The organism is Thiobacillus denitrificans ATCC 25259 (genome assembly GCF_000012745.1).
GTDB classification, from domain to species: Bacteria; Pseudomonadota; Gammaproteobacteria; order Burkholderiales; family Thiobacillaceae; genus Thiobacillus; species Thiobacillus denitrificans_B.
Window position 1 is genome coordinate 2,030,476 of sequence record NC_007404.1, and the last position, 18,583, is coordinate 2,049,058.

Annotated in this window: 19 protein-coding genes; 9 read left to right on the forward strand and 10 right to left on the reverse strand. The window is 67.1% G+C overall.

The annotated features are described in order from the left end of the window. Nucleotides 1–41 precede the first annotated feature (41 nt). Complete coding sequence (locus TBD_RS09705; protein ID WP_041432661.1) at nt 42–635, reverse strand: hypothetical protein; 594 nt, start codon at nt 633–635, stop codon at nt 42–44. 298 nt (nt 636–933) lie between these two features. Between TBD_RS09705 and TBD_RS09710 the strand changes: the two genes are divergently transcribed. From TBD_RS09710 to TBD_RS09725, 4 genes are all read left to right on the forward strand, one after another. Next, nucleotides 934–1,161 (forward strand): hypothetical protein, encoded by a 228-nt coding sequence (locus TBD_RS09710; RefSeq protein ID WP_011312449.1) that lies wholly within the window; start codon nt 934–936, stop codon nt 1,159–1,161. A gap of 203 nt (nt 1,162–1,364) precedes the next feature. Then, entirely contained in the window at nt 1,365–2,633 is a 1,269-nt protein-coding gene (locus TBD_RS09715) for an EAL and HDOD domain-containing protein (protein WP_011312450.1), read from the forward strand. Nucleotides 2,634–2,863: 230 nt separating this feature from the next. Then, nucleotides 2,864–3,163 carry a DUF1540 domain-containing protein gene (locus tag TBD_RS09720; RefSeq protein WP_041432663.1) on the forward strand — a complete coding sequence of 100 codons (300 nt, stop codon included), beginning with the start codon at nt 2,864–2,866 and terminating at the stop codon, nt 3,161–3,163. Nucleotides 3,164–3,237: 74 nt separating this feature from the next. After that, nucleotides 3,238–3,465, forward strand: coding sequence for a hypothetical protein (locus TBD_RS09725; protein WP_041432665.1), 228 nt, complete (start codon nt 3,238–3,240; stop codon nt 3,463–3,465). 57 nt (nt 3,466–3,522) lie between these two features. Here the strand turns inward: TBD_RS09725 and TBD_RS09730 are convergent, their stop codons facing one another. The 4 genes from TBD_RS09730 to TBD_RS09745 all read right to left on the reverse strand — a co-directional run bounded on the left by TBD_RS09730 (nt 3,523) and on the right by TBD_RS09745 (nt 7,796). Next, nucleotides 3,523–4,449, reverse strand: a complete 927-nt coding sequence (locus TBD_RS09730) for an NYN domain-containing protein (protein WP_011312452.1) — start codon at nt 4,447–4,449, stop codon at nt 3,523–3,525. A 199-nt stretch (nt 4,450–4,648) separates the two neighbouring features. Then, complete coding sequence (cynS, locus tag TBD_RS09735; protein WP_011312453.1) at nt 4,649–5,092, reverse strand: cyanase; 444 nt, start codon at nt 5,090–5,092, stop codon at nt 4,649–4,651. Beyond that, nucleotides 5,089–6,954 (reverse strand): bifunctional protein-serine/threonine kinase/phosphatase, encoded by a 1,866-nt coding sequence (locus TBD_RS09740; RefSeq protein WP_011312454.1) that lies wholly within the window; start codon nt 6,952–6,954, stop codon nt 5,089–5,091. The genes cynS and TBD_RS09740 overlap by 4 nt, the downstream gene beginning before the upstream one ends. Further along, nucleotides 6,951–7,796 (reverse strand): formate/nitrite transporter family protein, encoded by an 846-nt coding sequence (locus TBD_RS09745; protein ID WP_011312455.1) that lies wholly within the window; start codon nt 7,794–7,796, stop codon nt 6,951–6,953. Before TBD_RS09745 ends, TBD_RS09740 begins: the two co-directional genes overlap by 4 nt. A 359-nt stretch (nt 7,797–8,155) precedes the next feature. Here TBD_RS09745 and TBD_RS09750 point away from each other — a divergent pair, with 359 nt between their 5' ends. The 3 genes from TBD_RS09750 (at nt 8,156) to TBD_RS14320 (ending at nt 12,370) form a co-directional block, all read left to right on the forward strand. After that, nucleotides 8,156–10,558 carry a Tex family protein gene (locus TBD_RS09750; RefSeq protein WP_011312457.1) on the forward strand — a complete coding sequence of 801 codons (2,403 nt, stop codon included), beginning with the start codon at nt 8,156–8,158 and terminating at the stop codon, nt 10,556–10,558. 337 nt (nt 10,559–10,895) lie between these two features. After that, complete coding sequence (locus TBD_RS09755) at nt 10,896–11,336, forward strand: DUF3568 family protein (protein WP_011312458.1); 441 nt, start codon at nt 10,896–10,898, stop codon at nt 11,334–11,336. 17 nt (nt 11,337–11,353) lie between these two features. Then, nucleotides 11,354–12,370, forward strand: coding sequence for a hypothetical protein (locus TBD_RS14320; protein ID WP_011312459.1), 1,017 nt, complete (start codon nt 11,354–11,356; stop codon nt 12,368–12,370). Nucleotides 12,371–12,474: 104 nt separating this feature from the next. Here the strand turns inward: TBD_RS14320 and TBD_RS09765 are convergent, their stop codons facing one another. Beyond that, the gene (locus tag TBD_RS09765) at nt 12,475–13,140 is read right to left on the reverse strand and encodes a flavodoxin reductase (protein WP_011312460.1); all 666 of its coding nucleotides are present in this window, start codon (nt 13,138–13,140) and stop codon (nt 12,475–12,477) included. 175 nt (nt 13,141–13,315) lie between these two features. Here TBD_RS09765 and TBD_RS09770 point away from each other — a divergent pair, with 175 nt between their 5' ends. Beyond that, nucleotides 13,316–13,840, forward strand: a complete 525-nt coding sequence (locus tag TBD_RS09770; RefSeq protein ID WP_011312461.1) for a DUF1003 domain-containing protein — start codon at nt 13,316–13,318, stop codon at nt 13,838–13,840. A 15-nt stretch (nt 13,841–13,855) separates the two neighbouring features. Here TBD_RS09770 and TBD_RS09775 read toward each other — a convergent pair whose 3' ends face one another. Together TBD_RS09775 and TBD_RS09780 are read right to left on the reverse strand one after the other, a co-directional pair. Next, on the reverse strand, nt 13,856–14,266 hold the full coding sequence (locus tag TBD_RS09775) for a hypothetical protein (RefSeq protein ID WP_011312462.1): 411 nt from the start codon (nt 14,264–14,266) through the stop codon (nt 13,856–13,858). Nucleotides 14,267–14,291: 25 nt separating this feature from the next. Then, entirely contained in the window at nt 14,292–15,380 is a 1,089-nt protein-coding gene (locus TBD_RS09780) for an RNA methyltransferase (protein ID WP_011312463.1), read from the reverse strand. A gap of 192 nt (nt 15,381–15,572) precedes the next feature. Between TBD_RS09780 and TBD_RS09785 the strand changes: the two genes are divergently transcribed. Continuing rightward, nucleotides 15,573–15,941: a hypothetical protein gene (locus tag TBD_RS09785; protein WP_011312464.1), complete on the forward strand. Its 369-nt coding sequence runs from the start codon at nt 15,573–15,575 to the stop codon at nt 15,939–15,941. A 70-nt stretch (nt 15,942–16,011) separates the two neighbouring features. Here the strand turns inward: TBD_RS09785 and TBD_RS09790 are convergent, their stop codons facing one another. Further along, complete coding sequence (locus TBD_RS09790; RefSeq protein WP_011312465.1) at nt 16,012–17,376, reverse strand: GGDEF domain-containing protein; 1,365 nt, start codon at nt 17,374–17,376, stop codon at nt 16,012–16,014. Nucleotides 17,377–17,765: 389 nt separating this feature from the next. Beyond that, nucleotides 17,766–18,317: a DUF4410 domain-containing protein gene (locus TBD_RS09795; RefSeq protein ID WP_011312466.1), complete on the reverse strand. Its 552-nt coding sequence runs from the start codon at nt 18,315–18,317 to the stop codon at nt 17,766–17,768. Nucleotides 18,318–18,583 lie beyond the last annotated feature (266 nt).

Here is an 18,583-nt window from a genome sequence, read left to right on the forward strand (position 1 = left end):
GGCACGGATGCCAGATCGCCACGCCGGACGGGGAATCGCGCTCAGCGGATGACGAAATCCTGCACCCAGACGACCTCGCAGGCGCCGTCGCCGGAGTCGCTGCGCGTCAGCGAACTGTTCCAGTGCCAGCCGTCCGGCGCCTTCACGCGCACGAGGTAGCCGCGCAACGCGACGATCTGCCCGACGCTAACCTGGTCGAGCCGCCGGCGGACTTCATCGGTCGCCGGGATCATGTGCATGTTGGCGCTGTGTTCGACGATCTGGGTCGGCGTGATCGGCGGGTTCATGGGCCAGCTGTAGAAGTAATACCGGTTGCCCTGGCTGATCTGCAGCCGCTTCAGCACGGCGCTGTCCGACATCGGCCCCCAGCCCAGCGCGAGGTCGATCGGCGAAAGGTCGGCTTCGCGCCCGCTGCTGTATTTCGCGAGCGAGAGCACCCGGGCTTCGACGGAAAATTCCGCCGCCGGCGCGATCTGGTAATCAGCGATCGAAAATCCTGGCAGATCCGAGCGATCGACCTGCACCGGCGCCGAGGGCGCGATCGCCCCCTCGGCCTGGCTGATCGGACGTGCGGAGAAATAGTTCAGCGCGCCAGCGGTGATGGCGACGAGGACAAGGGCGGGAGCGAAGCGCATCGTTGATTCGGGGAGCAGCGAAGGTGCTTCCGATAACGGTCGGTGCGGGCCCAAATTTAGGGTGCGCGCGAGGATGGGTGGATTCCGCGGGGCGAACGGCATTCTTCATGGCGACGGTTCGTCTGCGCTTGAAACGCCGGGGAGAAAGGCTACAAACAAGGCTTGCCGCCGGCAAACGGCGGCATTGGCTGGAAGGCGCACCCCGCTCGCGCCGGCGAGGCCACGCGCTCGCCGCGGACTCCCCTCGCTGCGCCCGCTTTCGCACACCTGTCTGCGTCCCGACCGAGGAGCCTGAACGATGGATATTGTTGACATGATCGTCCACGTCGACGAAACGATCCCCCGCGAGAAGATGCACGAACTCGAGGACGTCGTCCGCGCCGACGCCTGCGTCATCAGCGCCTGCAGCCTCAACGAGAATCCGCACCTCCTGGTCGTGACCTACGACCCCGCTTGCACGAGTTCGGGCAAGGTCCTCGACGCCGTCCAGGCGCAGGGCTTCCACGCCGAACTGCTCGGACTCTAGATCGTCGCCCGTCGGGCCCGGTACGCGGCGGCCCCCGGCCGTCGCCGGAGCTTGCGCGCCCGTCGTCGCCCGATGTCCATGGCGCAAGGAAGGCGCCGCCTGTGCCCGCGCTCGCGCACGGGGCCGCGCTCAGCGCCGCTTGGAACCGGAAACCGAACTGATATGCTCCTCCCCGATGACAAAACAATCAGGAGGAGCCCGGTTTGGGTAAGGAAACCTTTCTCGCGAGGCAACCCATCGTCGACGCCGCACACGGCCTCTTCGCTTACGAGCTGCTGTTCAGGCAGTCGCTGAATTCCGTCTCCGCCCAGATCGGCAGCCAGCTCCAGGCCGGCGTCGAGGTCATCAGCAACACCCTCTGTCTCGGGCCGGAGTGGCTGCTGCAGGGCAAGCTCGCCTTCATCAATCTCGACGAAGCGACGCTGATGAGCGACTTCGTCTGCCTGCTTCCGCCGCATCACGTCGTCTACGAAATCCTCGAGACCGTGCCGATGTCGGCGGTGCTGGTCGCCCGCATCCGCGAGCTCAAGCAGCTCGGCTACCGCTTCGCGCTCGACGATTTCGTCTGCCTCGAGGAATATCGCCCGCTGTTGCCGATGGTGGACTTCGTCAAGCTCGACGTGCTCGAACAGCATGCGGAAAAGACCGTCGAGATCATCGCGCACATCCGGCTCAACTTCCGCGGCCAGTTCATCGCCGAGAAGGTCGAAAGCCGCGAGATGTTCGAGCTCTGCCGCGACGCCGGCATCGAGTATTTCCAGGGTTATTATTTCGCCCGCCCGGAGAACTTCTCGAGCAAGACCATCCAGCCCGGACAACTTGCGGTGCTCGACCTGATGAACCAGGTTCGCGCGTGCGACGACCTCGGCGAGATCGAGGAGCCTTTGCGGCGCAACGCCGCGCTGACGCTGCGCCTGCTGCGCTACGCCAATTCGGCGGCGTCGGGCGTGCGCCAGCCGGTTCACACGGTGCGCCAGGCGCTGACGCTCGTCGGACTGAGGACGCTCTACCGCTGGCTCGCGCTGCTCCTCGTCGTCGCCAACCCGAGCCCGACTAACCTCCTGCTCGCCCGCACCGCCGTGACCCGCGGACGCGTCTGCGAGCTGCTCGGCCAGCCGCGCCTCGACCGCGACGCACAGGACGAACTCTTCATCACCGGCTTGTTTTCGCTCGCGGGCCCACTCATGGGCACGCCGCTGCCCGACCTGCTCGCGCGTCTGCCGATGCCCGACGCGATCGTGCAGGCGCTGCTCGATCGCAGCGGTCCCTACGCACCTTTCCTCGCGCTCGCCGAAGCGTCGGAGCGCAACGATTTCGAGGCGATCGCGCGGTACGCGGGCGAGATCGCGTGCCCACCCGAGGAGATCACCGTCGTCGAATTGCAGTCGCTCGCGTGGACGGAGGCGCTGAGCACGGAAATGGCAGAAGACGCCGCCGCACCGGCTCGCACGCGCAGCGACACGCGCGCCTGAAGCGGCCACGCGGCCGCCGCCCGGCCCGCGGCGCCAATCGAGGGAACGATCACGGTCTGCGGAATGCGTCGCGCAGGGCCTCGCCCACGCCGCTTACCCAAGCTTGCATTCCCCGCGTGAGGGTCTAAAAAAACCCGATCGGCAGGCGAAACGCGTCCGTTCGGACCCTCCGCTCGCCGCTCGCCCCTCCCGTCGTGCCGGTCGGCACGACGTCATCAAGGAGAATCCCCATGAAAAACATCGTCATCGAGATGCCCACCGTCGCGAGCTGCCTGGCGACGGAATGCGCGTACAACGTCAACGAGGACTGCCACGCCCGCGCGATCACCGTGGGCAACAGCCTCCACGCCGGCTGCGACACCTTCTTCTCCGGCTCCGAACATACCCGCGCCGTGCAGCGTACCGCGGGTGTCGGCGCCTGCAAGTCCAAGGAATGCGAGTTCAACCAGGACCTCGAATGCATGGCCGACAGCATCACCGTCGCGCCGCACGGCAAGGCGGTCGACTGCATGACCTACGCGCCGCGCTGACGCGTTTCCGCTGTTTCATGACGGGCCGGCAGCAACCGGCCTCGTTTCACCGCTTATCCTGTAGGAGTCAAGCCATGGATATCGTCGATGTGACCGTCCACGTGGACGAAACGCTTTCCCCCGAAAAGATGCACGCACTCGAGGACGCAGTGCGGCAAGAGGCCTGCGTCGTCACCGCCTGCTGTTCGAAGATCGACCCCCACCTGCTCTCGGTCACCTACGACCCCGACTGCACCAATTCCGCCGCGGTATTGCACAAGGTCCAGTCCCAGGGCGTGCATGCGGAACTACTCGGCCTGTAGACGCCGGCGCGGCGGCGGGCGGCCGGCACGCCGACTGCAGCCGATCGGTCGAGGTGCTCAGGACTCGCCCCGGGCAGGCGGCAGGCTTACCAGGACCGCGCCGCCCTCTTTCTTGTCCACCACGAGGGCGCCGCGCTTGTGCGCGTCGTCGAGGATCTTTCCGAACGCGCTGTAGCCGTACTGCGACTCGCTGAAGCCGGGCTGGATGCGCTTGATCGTGTTCTTGATCAGCGAGGCCGAGATCGCGCCTTCGCCGCGCTCGGCGACCAGTTGTTCGAGCGTGCCGACGACGATTTCGATCGCCCGGGTTTTCTGTTCTTCGGGCGTCGGCTCGGCGGCCGGCGCAGCCTCGACGGCATCGGCAGCCTGCGCGACAGCGGGACGTCCGCGCCGGCGGGTCGTCGTCGCTGGTTTGGCCGCCGCGCCCGTCTCCACCTCCTTCGCGGGCTGCGGCGGAACAGCGACTTTCTCGCTCGGCGCCTTCTTCGCCGGCCGCGTGGGCCGGGCCTTGGGCTGCACAAGATCTTCGTAAAAGATGAACTCGTCGCAGTTGCTGATCAGGAGCGACGACGCCGAGCCACGCACGCCGATACCGATCACGCTCTTGCCGTTCTCCTTGAGCTTGGAGATGAGCGGCGAGAAATCGGAATCGCCACTGATGATGACGAAGGCGTCGATGTGCGCCTTGGTGTAGCAGAGGTCGAGCGCGTCGACGACCATGCGGATGTCGGCCGAGTTCTTGCCCGACTGGCGCACGTGCGGGATCTCGATCAGCTCGAACGCGGCTTCGTGCATGTCGCGCTTGTATTCCTTGTAGCGGTCCCAGTCGCAATACGCTTTCTTGACGACGATGCTGCCCTTGAGAAGCAGGCGTTCGAGCACCGGGCGTATCTTGAAATCCGGGTAATTGCCTTCCTTGAGGCCGATCGCGACGTTTTCGAAATCGCAGAAAACGGCGAAGTTGTGCGTGTCTGTTGCCGCCATGTCGGGGCTCCCTCGATGTGTGTCTGGGTGCGCCATGTCGCTGCGCCCGCACACCGGGCGTGGCGAAACGGCCGCTCGAGCGCCTCATGCTAACCGGGAAAAGGGCGAGGCGCGCCGTCGACCGGGCGTCCCGTGATCCGGGAACGCGACGGCAGCGGCTCCGCGAACACTCGCCGAACCGCTGCAACGCACGCCAAACTCAGTACATTCTGTAGGGCAGGAACTTGCCGTTCAGGACGATACGTACACGATCGCCTTTGGGGTCAGCCTCGCGCGAGATGTCCATCGAGAAATCGATCGCACTCATGATGCCGTCGCCGAATTCCTCGTGGATCAATTCCTTGATGCTCGTGCCATAGACGTTGATCAACTCGTAAAAGCGGTAGATCAACGGATCGGTCGGCACGGCGGTCGGCAAGGATCCCTTGTACGGCACGACCTGCAGCCCGTCGACCGCGTCGGCCGGCAGATCGAGCAGGCGGCCGACGGCGCCCGCTTGCGCGGCGCTCAGCGTCATCTGCCCGAGCAGCGCGGCCGCGGTCCATTCCTTGCTCTGGCCCGTCGCCTCGGCGAGCTGCGCCCATTTGAGTTGCTTGCGGCGCTTGCTGTCGAGGACGAGTTGGGTGACTTGGTCGCGTGTCATCGCGATCTCCTTTCGCTGGGTTGGGAGGAAACGAATGCGGCGCCGCGCTCAGCCGACGGCTCTGCCGACGTGGCGGGCAACCGGGTGGCATGCAAGGCCGCGGCGAGCGCGACGACGACGAGCGCAAGCACGAGCGACAGTCCCTGCCAGAACGCGAGCGGATGGCGTTCGATCAGTGGCGAGGCGGGCCGGCTCGGCGAGGGGTGGCGCAGGTCGAACGTGAACTCGGACAGGTTCTCGTAGCGGCGTTCGGGCTCGGGGTGGACGGCCTTGCGGATCGCGTCGTCGACCCACGGTGGAATCGCGCGGCGGCCGTCGCGCAGCGAGCGATAACGCAGTCTGCGCTGATCGGCCCGCGTCCTGTAGCGGGCGACCTGCGTGTCGTAAGGCAGCTCGCCGCTCAGCATCTGGTAGGTGATCACGCCGAGCGCGAACAGGTCCGCGGCGCGCGTGCCGCCGTCCCCGAGCAGGCGCTCGGGGGCCGTGTATTGCAGCGTGCCGAGTTCGATGCCGCGCCCGGCCAGGGGGTCGGTCTCGCGCATACCGGCCACCTCGGTCGAGCCGAAGTCGATGATCTTCACGGTGCCGTTCGGCTCGATCATGATGTTCTCCGGCCGCAGATCCTGGTGCAGCATCTCGAGCCGGTGAAACGCCCGCAGCCCGCGGGCGATCTGTTCGACGATGCCGCGCACGGTCTCGAGGTCGGGCCGCGGGTGATCGATCATCCACTGGCCCAGCGTCTGGCCTTCGACGAACTCCATCGCGGTGTACAGATAGCCCGGCTTGCGTCGTACCGGCGACGGTTTCAGCACGTGCGCGCTGTCGACACGGCGTGCGACCCACTCTTCCATCAGAAAGCGTTCGAGATAGCCCGCCTCACCCTGCAGCTCGATCGACGGCGCCTTGAGGATCACGCGGGCGCCGCTTTCCTCGTCGACGGCGAGGTAGACGTGGCTGCGGCTGCTCCCATGCACCTCGCGCACGATCGTATAGCCGTCGAAGCGCATGCGCCCCTGGAGGATGGGCGGAAGCGGCCGCGCGGCGAGCTGGTTGCGCAGTTCGCGCGCGCCTGCGTTGGGCAGCCTGTCGATTCTGAGGATCTGCACGGTCAGGTTGTCGGCGCTGCCCTGCGCGTAGGCCTGGCCGGCGATCGCCGCCGCGGCGCGGTCGAGGTCGTCGCCGTGCGTGGCGACGGCGTCGGCCACGAATCCTGCGGCGACGTGTTCGTAGACGCCGTCGGTCGCGAGCACGAAAACGTCGCCCGCCTCGAGCGCTTCGGCCCGGTAGTCGATTTCGAGCTGGGCATTGATCCCGAGCGCGCGGCCGAGATAGTGGACGTCGTCGGCAAGCCGCAGCCTGTGGTCGTTCGTCAGTTGCTCGAGCGTGCCGTCGCGCAGGCGGTAGATCCGCGTGTCGCCGACGTGGAAGAGGTGCGCCGTTGCCGACTTGACGACCAGCGCGCTCAAGGTGCAGACGTAGCCGCGGTCGCGCTCGTAGCGGTAGGGGCTGCGCTGGCTTTGCGCGTGCAGCCACGCGTTGAGCGCCGTCAGCACGCGCTGTGCCGAGGTCTTGACCGACCAGGCATCTGGGGTGCAGAAATAATCCTCGAGGAAGCCGGCGACCGCGGCCTGCGCCGCGACATGGCCGACCGTGCTGCTGCTGATGCCGTCGGCCAGCGCGACAACGACGCCCTTGGCCCGCCGTTGCGTGGCTTCGGGGATACGAATGCCGTGAAAATCCTGGTTGATTTCCTTGCGTCCGCGGTCCGAATACTGCCCGGCCGATACTTCGAGTTCGCCGCGCATCGCCGGTCCCGCAAGCGGTGCCGGACCCGCCTCGGCGCGCCCGGCCGTGCCGCTCAATTGTAGGCGCGCTCGGCGTCGGCCTTGACCGGGTAAGACACCCGCTTGGGCGCGGTCCGGAGGTGCGTCGTGTAGAGCGTGAGACCGGTGAACGCAAGGCCGCCGACCAGATTGCCGAGCACGGTCGGGATCTCGTTCCAGATCAGGTAGTCCATGACCGAGAAATTGCCGCCCAGGATCAGTCCCGACGGGAACAGGAACATGTTGACCACCGAATGCTCGAACGCCATCGCGAAGAACAGCATGATCGGCATCCACATCGAGATCACCTTGCCGGTGACCGTCGTCGAGATCATCGCGCCGACGACGCCCATCGACACCATCCAGTTGCACAGCATGCCGCGGATGAAGAGCGTCAGCATCCCGGCCGCGCCGTAATCCTTGTAGCCGAGCGTGCGCGCTTCGCCGATGCCTGCGATCTTCTGGCCAACGTCGTTGGGTTCGACCGAGAAGCCGTAGGTGAAGACGATCGCCATCATGACCGCGACGGTCAACGCGCCGGCGAAGTTGCCGGCGAAGACGAGCCCCCAGTTGCGCAGAATGCCCTTCACCGTCACCCCGGGGCGCTTGTCGATCAGCGCGAGCGGCGTCAGCACGAACACCCCGGTCAAGAGATCGAAGCCCATCAGATAGAGCATCACGAAGCCGACCGGGAACAGCAGCGCGCCGACCAGCGGCGAGCCGGTCTGCACCGTCATGCTGACCGCGAAGACCGCGGCGAGCGCGAGGATCGCGCCGGCCATGTAGGCCCGGATCAGCGTATCGCGCGTCGCCATGAAGACCTTGGCCTCGCCCGCGTCCACCATCTTCGTCACAAATTCGGAAGGCACCAGATATGCCATGACATTTCTCCTCGTCGCTATGAACCGTCCTGGCTGCGGCGCTGCAGCCACGTCAGCTGCCTTCTAGCAACAAGCCTGCCACGCCGCAGGACGTCGCTATGCCGTTGTTCCGTATGGGACTTCGTGGAGACGGGCCCTGCCGGGGCAGCAGCGCGACGGGCGCGATGCACCGCGATGCGAGCGCGCGCCTGTTTGTGGTGCACCGCGAGGACGTGCGTCGTGCCGGTCGCGCGGCGCCCGACGATGACCCGAGCGGGCGACGCACCGGCCAGACATGCCATACGCATCCGCGTCATGGCTTGGCATAATCCCAACCCCGGCTCCTGCCGGCCCGCTCACTCCGACGCGACTTCCGAACCATGCTCCCGCCCATTGCACACCGCCTCGCCGCCGAGGTTGCCGCCACCCCGGCCCAGGTCGCCGCCGCCATCGCCCTGCTCGACGAGGGGGCGACCGTGCCCTTCATCGCGCGCTACCGCAAGGAAGCGACCGGCGGACTCGACGACGCGCAACTGCGCCTGCTCGAAGACCGGCTGCGCTACCTGCGCGAACTCGAAGCGCGCCGCGCGGCGATCATCGATTCGGTCAACGAGCAGGGCAAGATGACGCCCGAGCTGCTGAGCGCGCTCTCGCTCGCGGCGGACAAGACGCAGCTCGAAGACCTCTATCTTCCGTACAAGCCCAAGCGACGCACGAAGGCGCAGATCGCGCAGGAAGCCGGCCTCGCGCCGCTGGCCGATGCCCTGCTCGCGAACCCGCTGCTCGACCCCGAACACGAGGCAGGCGCTTACCTGCGCGAGCCGTTCGCAACCGACGCGGGCGAGAATCCGGGCGTTCCCGACACGAAGGCGGCGCTCGACGGTGCGCGGCAAATCCTGATGGAGCGCTTCGCCGAAGACGCAACGCTGCTGCAAGACCTGCGCGACTACCTGCTCGAGCACGGCGTCGTCGAATCGAAGCTGCGCGAGGGCAAGGCGAGCGCGGCGGAAAAATACGCCGACTACTTCGACTATGCCGAGGCGCTCGCCGCGATTCCGTCGCACCGCGCGCTCGCGCTGCTGCGCGGCCGCCGCGAGGACCTGCTCGACGTGCGGCTGCGCCTCGACAGCGAGGAGGAGCGTCCGGCCTGGAGCGCGCCGCACAACCCCTGCGAGGCGCGCATCGCGCGGCGCTTCGGCATCGCCGACCAGAACCGCCCGGCCGACCGCTGGCTGATGGACACGGTGCGCTTCACCTGGCGCGTGAAGAGCTTCATGCACCTCGAACTCGAATTGATGGGCGCGCTGCGCAGCCGCGCCGAGGCCGAAGCGATCAAGGTTTTCGCGCGCAACCTCAAGGACCTGCTGCTCGCCGCGCCGGGCGGCCCGCACGTGACAATGGGGCTCGACCCGGGCGTGCGCACCGGCGTCAAGGTCGCCGTCGTCGACGAGACCGGCAAGGTCGTCGACACCGCGGTGATCTATCCGCATGCGCCAAAAAACGACTGGGACGGTTCCTTGCACGCGCTCGGCAAACTCGCGGAGAAACATCACGTCACGCTGATCGCGATCGGCAACGGCACCGCGTCGCGCGAGACCGACAAGCTCGCACGCGAGCTCATCACACTGCGCCCCGAGCTCGGACTCACGAGCATCGTCGTATCGGAGGCCGGCGCCTCGGTCTATTCCGCGTCGGCCTACGCCTCGCAGGAACTCCCCGAGCTCGACGTCTCGCTGCGCGGCGCAGTCTCGATCGCGCGCCGGCTGCAGGACCCGCTCGCCGAACTCGTGAAGATCGACCCCAAGTCGATCGGCGTCGGCCAGTACCAGCATGACGTCAGCCAGTTCGACCTCGCGCGCGCGCTCGACGCCGTCGTCGAGGACTGCGTCAACGCCGTCGGCGTCGACGTCAACACGGCCTCGGCGCCTTTGCTCGCGCGCGTTTCCGGCCTCGGCACGAGCGTCGCGCATGCGATCGTCGCCCACCGTGACGCCAAGGGCCGTTTCGCGACGCGTGGCCAGCTGCGTGAGGTCCCGCGTCTCGGCGAGAAGACCTTCGAGCAGGCCGCGGGCTTCCTGCGCATCGTCGGCGGCGACGACCCGCTCGACGCGTCGGCCGTCCACCCGGAGTCCTATCCGCTGGTGCAGCGCATCCTCGCCGACATCAAGCAGGAACTGAAAGCGGTCATCGGCAACGTCCAGGTGCTGAAAACGCTCAGCGCGGCGAAATACGCCGACGAGAAATTCGGCATGCCGACGATCAGCGACATTCTCAGGGAGCTCGAGAAGCCCGGCCGCGATCCGCGCCCGGAATTCGCGACCGCGGCATTCAGGGACGGCATCGAAACCCTCGCTGACCTCAAACCCGAGATGGTTCTCGAAGGCGTCGTCACCAACGTCGCCGCGTTCGGCGCCTTCGTCGATATCGGCGTGCACCAGGACGGCCTCGTCCACATCTCGGCCCTGTCGAACAGCTTCGTCAAGGACCCCCACACCGTCGTCAAGGCCGGGCAGATCGTAAAGGTCAAGGTGCTCGAGGTCGACGAGAAGCGCAAGCGCATCGCGCTGACGATGCGGCTGGGCGACGCGGCCGCAGGGAACACCGCGCGGCACGAGACCAGGCAGACGCGGCACGAGGCAGGTCAGGCGCGGCGCGGGCTGGGGCAGGCGCCGCGCGAGGCACGCCCCGCGCCGGGCAAAGGGTCCGGCGGCAAACCGAATCGCCCGACCGCGGCAGCGCCGGCGGGCGCGATGGCCGCGGCTTTCGCCAAGCTGAAGCGGTAATCCGGTTCCCCGCCCCCCGGGACGGCCTTGCGATACGTACGGCCCGGGGCAGGTACCCCGGGCCGCGTCCGCAGCACAGCAGGGGTTCTGCCTGCCCGCACGCCGTCATCCCTGCGAAATCGCGCCGCTCAGCCGCCTCGCCGACTCGCGCCCGCAGCGCGGGCCGAAGTGAAGCAAGGTCCATTCCCCGTTGCGTCATCCCGCCTGCCTAAACTTTTGCCTTCCGGCGTCCGTTATACGGTAAACGGCGCGTGCGCCCGGCGGGCGCTCCCGTCTGCGGCCGCGCGATCGATACCAACAAGGCTGCTCTTTGCACCGGATTTTGAGGCGACCCAGCTTGCGTACACCCATCGACCTGTCCCTGTCCCGACTCCCCCGCGCGCGCCGGGCCCTCGCCGTCCTGCTGCTCGCGGTCGGCACTGCCGGCTGCGATCCGATCTCGCTGACCGCCGCGTCGCTCGGCGCCGGCGTCGGCGTTTCGCACACGCTCAACGGCATCATCTACCGGACGTTCACCGCGCCCATGAAGACCGTGGAAAACGGCAGCGTGCAGGCGATGCGCGACATGGGCGTCAAAGTCGTCTCGCGCTCGACCAACCAGGAGGGCGAGCGCGTGATCAACGCCACGGCGAGGGACCGCGAGATCGAGGTGCTGCTGGAACCCCTCACCAAGCGAACCACGCGCATGCGTGTCATTGCCAGTAACGGCCTGCTGAAGGACAGTGCCACCGCGCAGGAAATCATGCTTCAAACTGAACGGGTTCTTTCCAAGGGATAACAGAGAGGAGACAGACCATGCAGCCCATCGCCACCCCGCACCTGCAGTCGATACTGCTTGCCTGCGCGATCGCCGTAGCCTTCCCCGCCGTTGCGGAAGACGCGACGACGACAAGCAACACGAGCACGACCGGCACGACCACGACGTCGAGCACGACGACCGCTACCTCCGCCATCGGCAGCTCGGCGACGACCGAGGCGAAACTCGCCGCCGAATTCGCCGATTTCCTCGGTGGCGAGACGCAGGCGAAGAGCGTGGTCTCGAGCCTGCGCCAGGGCACGTACAACGCGGATGCGGAATCGTCGACCGCCCCGGCCACCACGACTTCGTCAACGTCGACGACGGGGACGACGGGCAGCACGACGGGGACGACGACCGGCAACACGGGCACAACGGCGACGGCGACCAGCGGGTCGACGGGCACGATGGGTTATGGCGAAGTGCGCATGACCTTGCGCCTCGCGCAAGCGCAGCTTGACCAGATGGGCATCACGCAACCGACGGACGCGGAACTGGCCGCAGTCCTGCAGGGCGGCGAAGTCGGCGGCACCCAGGTCGATGGCATCCTCGCGCTGCGCGCCGACGGCATGGGCTGGGGCCAGATCGCGCAAAAATCCGGGATGACCGTCGGTCAACTGATGGGCAAAGCGCCGGCCAAGACGGCCACGGTGACGACGAGCGCGAGCGCTAGCAAGGCCGGCAAGCCTTCCGCTACGACGACAACGCGCTCGGCGTCTGCGCCCCAGGCGCGCGCGAACGGCTACATTCCGAGTTCGCCGAAGGCCGGCTCGACACAGGCCCGTTCCAACGGCTATATCCCGAGCGGCAAATCGAACGGGGCGGGCATCGTCAGCGGCGCGGGCGACCGCATGACCGCCGCTGCCGGCGTGAACCGCGGACAGACGCACAAGGCGGGCGCCAACGTCCAGAGCGGCGGAGGGAGCGTCTCGGCCGGCGGTCGTCTGGTCTCGATGGGCGGCGGGAGCCGCGCCGGCGCGTCGGTCGACAACCCGGGCCACGCACGCAAGAACTGAGCTTCGTTCCCGGCCCTTCCGCGGCCGGGCCGCCCTCCCTTCCTCTGGCCGACGACGCTCGGCCCCCTCGCGAACCCGGGATTCGTTCCGGGTCCGCCGAGGCATTACTGTTCGAACACCAGGCTCTCCGCCCGCGCGCCGAGATCGGTCAGCGCGCCGTTGACGGCTTCCATGAAAGGCGGCGGTCCGCAGACATAGAAATTCTGCGTGAAGTCGTCAATCGTTTCTTCGAGAAAAGCGCGATCGATGCGCCGATGCGCGTACCCCGGTGCATCCGCCGCGGTCGTCAGCAGGAGGCAGCGCTCGCCTAGCAGATGCCGCAATTCCTTTTCGCAGATCACGTCGCCCGGCGTCTTGTTCGAGAAGATCAGGGTCTGACCGGCGAGCTCGCCCCGGTGCGCACGTTCGCGCAGGATCGCGAGAAAAGGCGTAATGCCGGCGCCGCCCGCGACGAACACGCCCGGCCCCTTGTACTGGATCGTGCCGAAAGGCTCCGACATCAGCATTTCCGCACCGGGTTCCAGCCGGTGCAGCGCGTCGGTCACGCCGGCGTGGCTTGGGTAGCCCTTGATCGTGAATTCGAGCACCGCGTCCGCCGCGAGCCCGGTCGGCGTGAAAGGCCGGCGCTGCTCGCGCAGGCCGGGTCGATCGATCGCGAGTTCGACGCCCTGGCCCGGCATGACGGAAAACCCCGGCGGCTTGCTGACGATGAAGCGCTTCACGTCATGGGTGACGAACTGGGTCATGAGAAGCTTGACGGCGTGGTCCATGGTTCGGCTCCGGATGGGGATGCTTTCAGCTTAGACATGGGCCCGCCCCCCGGACGGCCCCGGCGGGACATCGCCAGGATTCCTACGCGGGAATGGGTTGAGGACCTATGGAGGCGACGCCGCCGAACGTGTATCAGGATAGCTATCTGCCCGCGCGGGCCGTCCTGACCTCACCATGCCTCGCCCTACTTCTGACCGACCCAACCCGATCACCGAACAGAACATCGAGCATATCGTCCGGCTGCAGCGGCAGGCCGACAAGAAGCGCTCGGGCGCCGAACGCCTCGCCGACCTCGTCGCCCGCGTCGCCGGCGGCTCGCCTTTCATCGTTTTTCACGCCCTCTGGTTCGGCGCGTGGATCGTGCTCAACCTCGGCGCGGTCCCGGCGATCCGGCCCTGGGACCCGTTTCCGTTCGGCCTCCTGACGCTCGTGGTCTCGCTCGAAGCGATCTTTCTCTCGCTGCTGGTCCTGATGGCGCAGAACCGCTTGAGCCAGGACGCCGACAGGCGCGCGCAGCTCGATCTCCAGATCAACATACTCGCCGAGCAGGAGAGCACCGCGACGCTGAAAATGCTCGAGCAGATCTGTGAACACCTCGGCATCGACAACGCCGGCGAGGAGGAGCGCGAACTGGCGACCGCGACCGACGTCAGCGAACTCGCGAAATCGCTCGACGACAAACTCACTTCGGAGAGCTGACGCGGCGAGGCCGACCTACGCCGCAGGCGATTTTCCTGCGCGGAAGACGGCGAGCAGCGCCGCCTTCAGCGTCGCGTCCGCCTCCCAGTCGCGCGCGCCGATGACCGACTCGGCGACGCGACGCGCGACGTGCCAGTCCCGCGCGTCGCGCGCGTCCTGCTCGAAGCGCCTCCAGTCGAAGTCGCCGTCGCCGCAATGTCGCGCCGCGACGCCCGTCGCATCCGAGAACGAAAGCGGGTGCGACTCGAAGACTTCGTAGAGGTAGGAGCCGGGGTCGATCCCGGCCGCGCGGGCGAGACGCCGATAAAAGTCGGGCGCGACACCCGGCTCGCCCAGGCAGGCGTCGAGGTCGATGCGCGCTTCGGGCTCGCAGGCCTCGCCCTTGAAGGAAAAGGACGCGCGGATACGAATCGTGTTGCGGCTCATGGCGCGGGCTCGACGAAAACCGGGGTCAGCCGGGGAAGCCGATCGAAGCCGCCGCCTTCGGCGACGCAGCCGGCGTTTCCGCGCTGGGGAGCGGACGCCGGGCCAGGACTGGCGCCGCATCGAGCGCCCGCGCGCGCAACTGGCCGCAGCCGCCGTCCACGTCCTGCCCCGCCGAGTGGCGCAGCTTCGCGAGTACGCCGCGCCGGTGCAGGCGCCGCGCCATCTCGGCGGCGCGCGCCCAGCTCGGGCGGTTGAAACCGTCGGCTTCGGTCGCGTTGTATGGGATCAGATTCATCACCGCGTAGCGGCCGGCCAAGAGACGCGCGATCCCCTCCAGCTCGGCCTCTGTGTCGTTGATGCCTTCGAGCAGGGTCCATTGGTATTGGATCGGGTAACCGGTGCGCCGGGCATAGGCCTCGCCGAGCTCGACCAGTTCCTGCGGCGCGATGTCGGGCGCGCGCGGCAGCAGGCGGCGGCGCAGCGCGCGGTCGGTGGTGTGCAGCGACAGCGCCCGCGCGGGCTTCACCGTCGACTGCGGCAAGCGCTCGAACACGCGCCGGTCGCCCACGGTCGAGAACACGAGGTTCTTGTGGCCGATCCCGCCTTCCAGCCCCAGCAGCTCGATCGCGTCGAGCACGTTGTCGAGGTTGTGCGCCGGCTCGCCCATGCCCATGAAGACGACCTTCCTGACCGGGCGGCGGCTGCGCGCGAGCACCACCTGCGCGACGATCTCCGCGCCCGAAAGCTGGCGCAGCAGGCCGGCGCGGCCGGTCATGCAGAACACGCAGCCCACGGCGCAGCCGACCTGGGTCGACACGCAGACGCCGTCGCGCGGCAGCAGCACGCTCTCGACGGTCTGGCCGTCGGCGAGCCGCACGAGCAGGCGCGCCGAGCCGTCCTCACCGGGGTGCTCGGAATGCACCTGCGCCAGATTACGCAATTCGTCGAACAGGCCGGGAAGTGCGTTGCGTAGCCGAAGCGGCAAAAAATCCTCGGCGCGCTGCCGCCGGTTGTCGAGCGGACGCCCCGCGACCCACGCACGCAGCACCCGCCCCGCGTGGCAGGGCGCAGCACCGTGGTCGCGCAGACGTTGTCGGAGTTCGGGGAGTCGCATGGCGCGCGGATGGTAGCACGCACGTGCCCCCCACGCCGTCGCGGGTCAACACGCCTGCGGGCTCCAATACGCCTGAACTCCATTAACCCTCGCGATCCGCACCCCGCGAATGCTGACGCATCCCAGACACCGTTCCGTTCGCTTCGCGGGCTGGCCGGATAATGCAGGCTGCGCAACAAAAGAAACCTCGCCATGCCCTTCATCCGCATCTTTCCGCTGCACGAAACCGAAGCTGTTCGTCCCGAGGACTTCGGCCGCGGCAATCCGGCCCGCTGTGGCGCCCTGCGCCGCAGCGACGCCCGCGAGATCTGGCTCGCACTCCGTCAGATCGTCGCCTACGAGGAATGCCCGCTCTACCTCATCTGCGAGGCGGAGCCCAACGCGCTCGTGAACGGCATACGCATGCGTCTCGCCGACGGCGGCATGCTGGTCGTCGCGGACGATCCTGAGGACGATGCGCTCGGCTTCGCGGCCGCCGTCGAACGCGCGGCGGGCGGACAGGTCGCGGAGATGGGGTGCTCGCGTTATCTCGGCGAGCTGACGCGCAAGAATCTGATCTGAGCGACTGTGCGCGCGGACGCGCACGAAGCCGCTGGGCCGCGCTTTCCATGGCGGGGACGGTCCGCCTGCGTCATCTGCCCGGATCGGCCACGCGCTCATCCGTCGCGCGCGCCTGGACCACCTGATTGCGGCCTCGGCGCTTGGCCTCGTAAAGCGCGCCGTCCGCGCGCGCGAGCAGGGCCGCGCCCGGCTCTCCCGACTCGATCGTGGCCACACCGAAGCTCGCTGTCACGGTTCCGACGCGCTCGAGCGGTACCTGCCCGAGCGCACCGCAAATCTTGTCGGCGACCACGCGAGCCGCATCGAGATCGGTCCGCGGCAGCAGGACGGCGAATTCCTCGCCCCCCCAGCGCGCGAGCGTATCGGCCGTGCGCAGCAGGCCCTGTACCTCGCGTGCGATGGTTTTGAGAACGTCGTCCCCCTGACCGTGTCCCCAGGTATCGTTGATCTGCTTGAAGCGATCGATATCGAACAGGATGACGGAGAAAGGCTGACCCGGCACGCGCAGGCAGTGCTGTTGCTCCAATTGCAGCAATTCTTCGAAACGGGCCCGATTGGCAATGCCGGTCAAGGCATCCGTCGTCGCCATCCGCTCGAGCCGCGCGGCCTTGCGCTCGAGGATGTCGATGACCTCCTGCAACTCGAGTGCGTGGTGTCGCATCAAGTCCGCCCAGCGGCTATACGCGACGCCGATCAAGTCCTTCTGCGTGATGAGGCCGATGATTCTTCCGCTGTCGCTGTCCCTGACGACGAGGCGCTTGAAATGCTTCTCGTGCAGCGTCGCGATCGCCTCGCTCACCGTGAGGCCGTGGCCAACCGTGTGCAGCGGGGCGGACATGTGCGCCGCGACCGGGTCGGCCAAGGGCGCGTCGCTCTGCAGGATACGGACCGCGTCCTGGGTCGTGAGGATGCCAATCTCTGCCTCCTGATCGATCACGATCACCGCATCGTCGGCCTGGACCAGTTGCACGAGCACGTCCGCGAGAGGCGTCGCCGCGTGCACGGTCTTGATCTCGTGACGCTTCAGCAGATCGCCCAGACACTGTCGCTGCAGCATGAGCTGCGGATCGAGGCTGCCCAGGATGTCCGAATTGGAAACGATGCCGTACAGGTCGCCCGACCCGTCGACGACCGCCGCGTATCCCTGTGAGCCGTCGAGCTGGTCGAACATGTCGAGGATGTTGTAGTCCTGCGGGATGACGGGGAGCTCCGCGCACTCGACGTTTCCGACCGCGATGCCGAGGCCCTTCTCGCCAAAACGCAGTTTCACGACGTCCGGCGCGGTCAGTAGCCCATACCTCCCCTCGCCGCGCCGCACCACGATGTTGCGGACGTTCCGCGCAGCCATCTGCCGCAACGCCTCGCTCACGCTGACCTCCGACGACACGCTCACGATGTCGGTCGTCGCCAATTCGGCTATCGGGGGAAAAAACATGTGCCGGTTCCTGTCAGGGGTAAACGGCCGGGGCGCGAACGCCATCCTGACCGTCCGATGCTCAACAAGGCCCAGCTCCGCTTCGGGTCGGCCGGAACCGAACCAGTCGCGCAACCGTCAAGCTGTGCCGGCCGAGAACTTACGACGAACTGCCCCCGCGCGCAACAAGGGTTCCCGCGGCCAGCGGAACACCCCGCTTCCCGGTTTATAGCGTCGCACGTTCCCGCACGGGGTTCGATGTGGACAGCAACGCTCCGACCCCAGTCGCCTCCACTACCCGGCGGACTTCTTCCGCCGGGGCCCTTGCCATGGATGTCCTAGGCCGGAAACCAATCAATTACCCGAGGCGACCCGCTCGGACGAAAGAACCAGCCGCCTCTCGGTTCCACTCAGCGCTGCGACACCATCGCGGGCTGCTGCTTGGCAAGTTCATTGACTGCCTCTTGGGCGAATTTCTCGTACAACCAGCCCATCCGCGCATCGTCCTGACCGCCGGCCAAGCCACCCAGTGCGTAGGACGCGGATACGACGAAACGATCCAATTCCTTGCCGCTCGTGTCGGTCAGCACGATATCGCCTTCGATGGAGTCCGCGCCCGCCATGAAGCCCCACATCACCGCTGAGAAATTCGAGCGCACGCGCATGCTTGTAACCACGATCTCGACCTTGGGCAAGGCCGCATCGTTCGCAACGATCAGCGACTTAGCTTCCAGCGCCCGGCGTACGTGATCGAGCAACTGGTCGGGATTGAATTTAAGGTTGTCGAGCGCCTTCGCCTTGGCATCTGGCGTCATCGACAGCGTCACCGAAGCGAACTGCGTATAAGCGGGTGCATTCGCCTGCTGAAGCGGGACCGCAGCGCTAGGCGTACGCGTCACCCCCGAGGCACATCCTGCGAGAACGAGCGCAGCGGCCACGGTCAACGTCAATTTCTTGTTCATGATGAATCTCCTCCCTGGTTGGATATAAAACGTCTAATTCAAGAACGGGTCCGGTTAACCGCGCGCCCGATGAAAAACGGGGATCGACGAGCGCTTGCGCTAACGGCCGGGCTCAGCCTCCACCGTATAGCAGCCCTCGACTTGCCCCCTCGCCGTATGGTCGACGTATTTGTTATTGACCGCTCCGCGGGCGGATTATGGCACGTGGATCTGGCCACAGCCTGCCTTCTCGGGGCCACACATCTTCAGAACAGCCCCGGGGGACA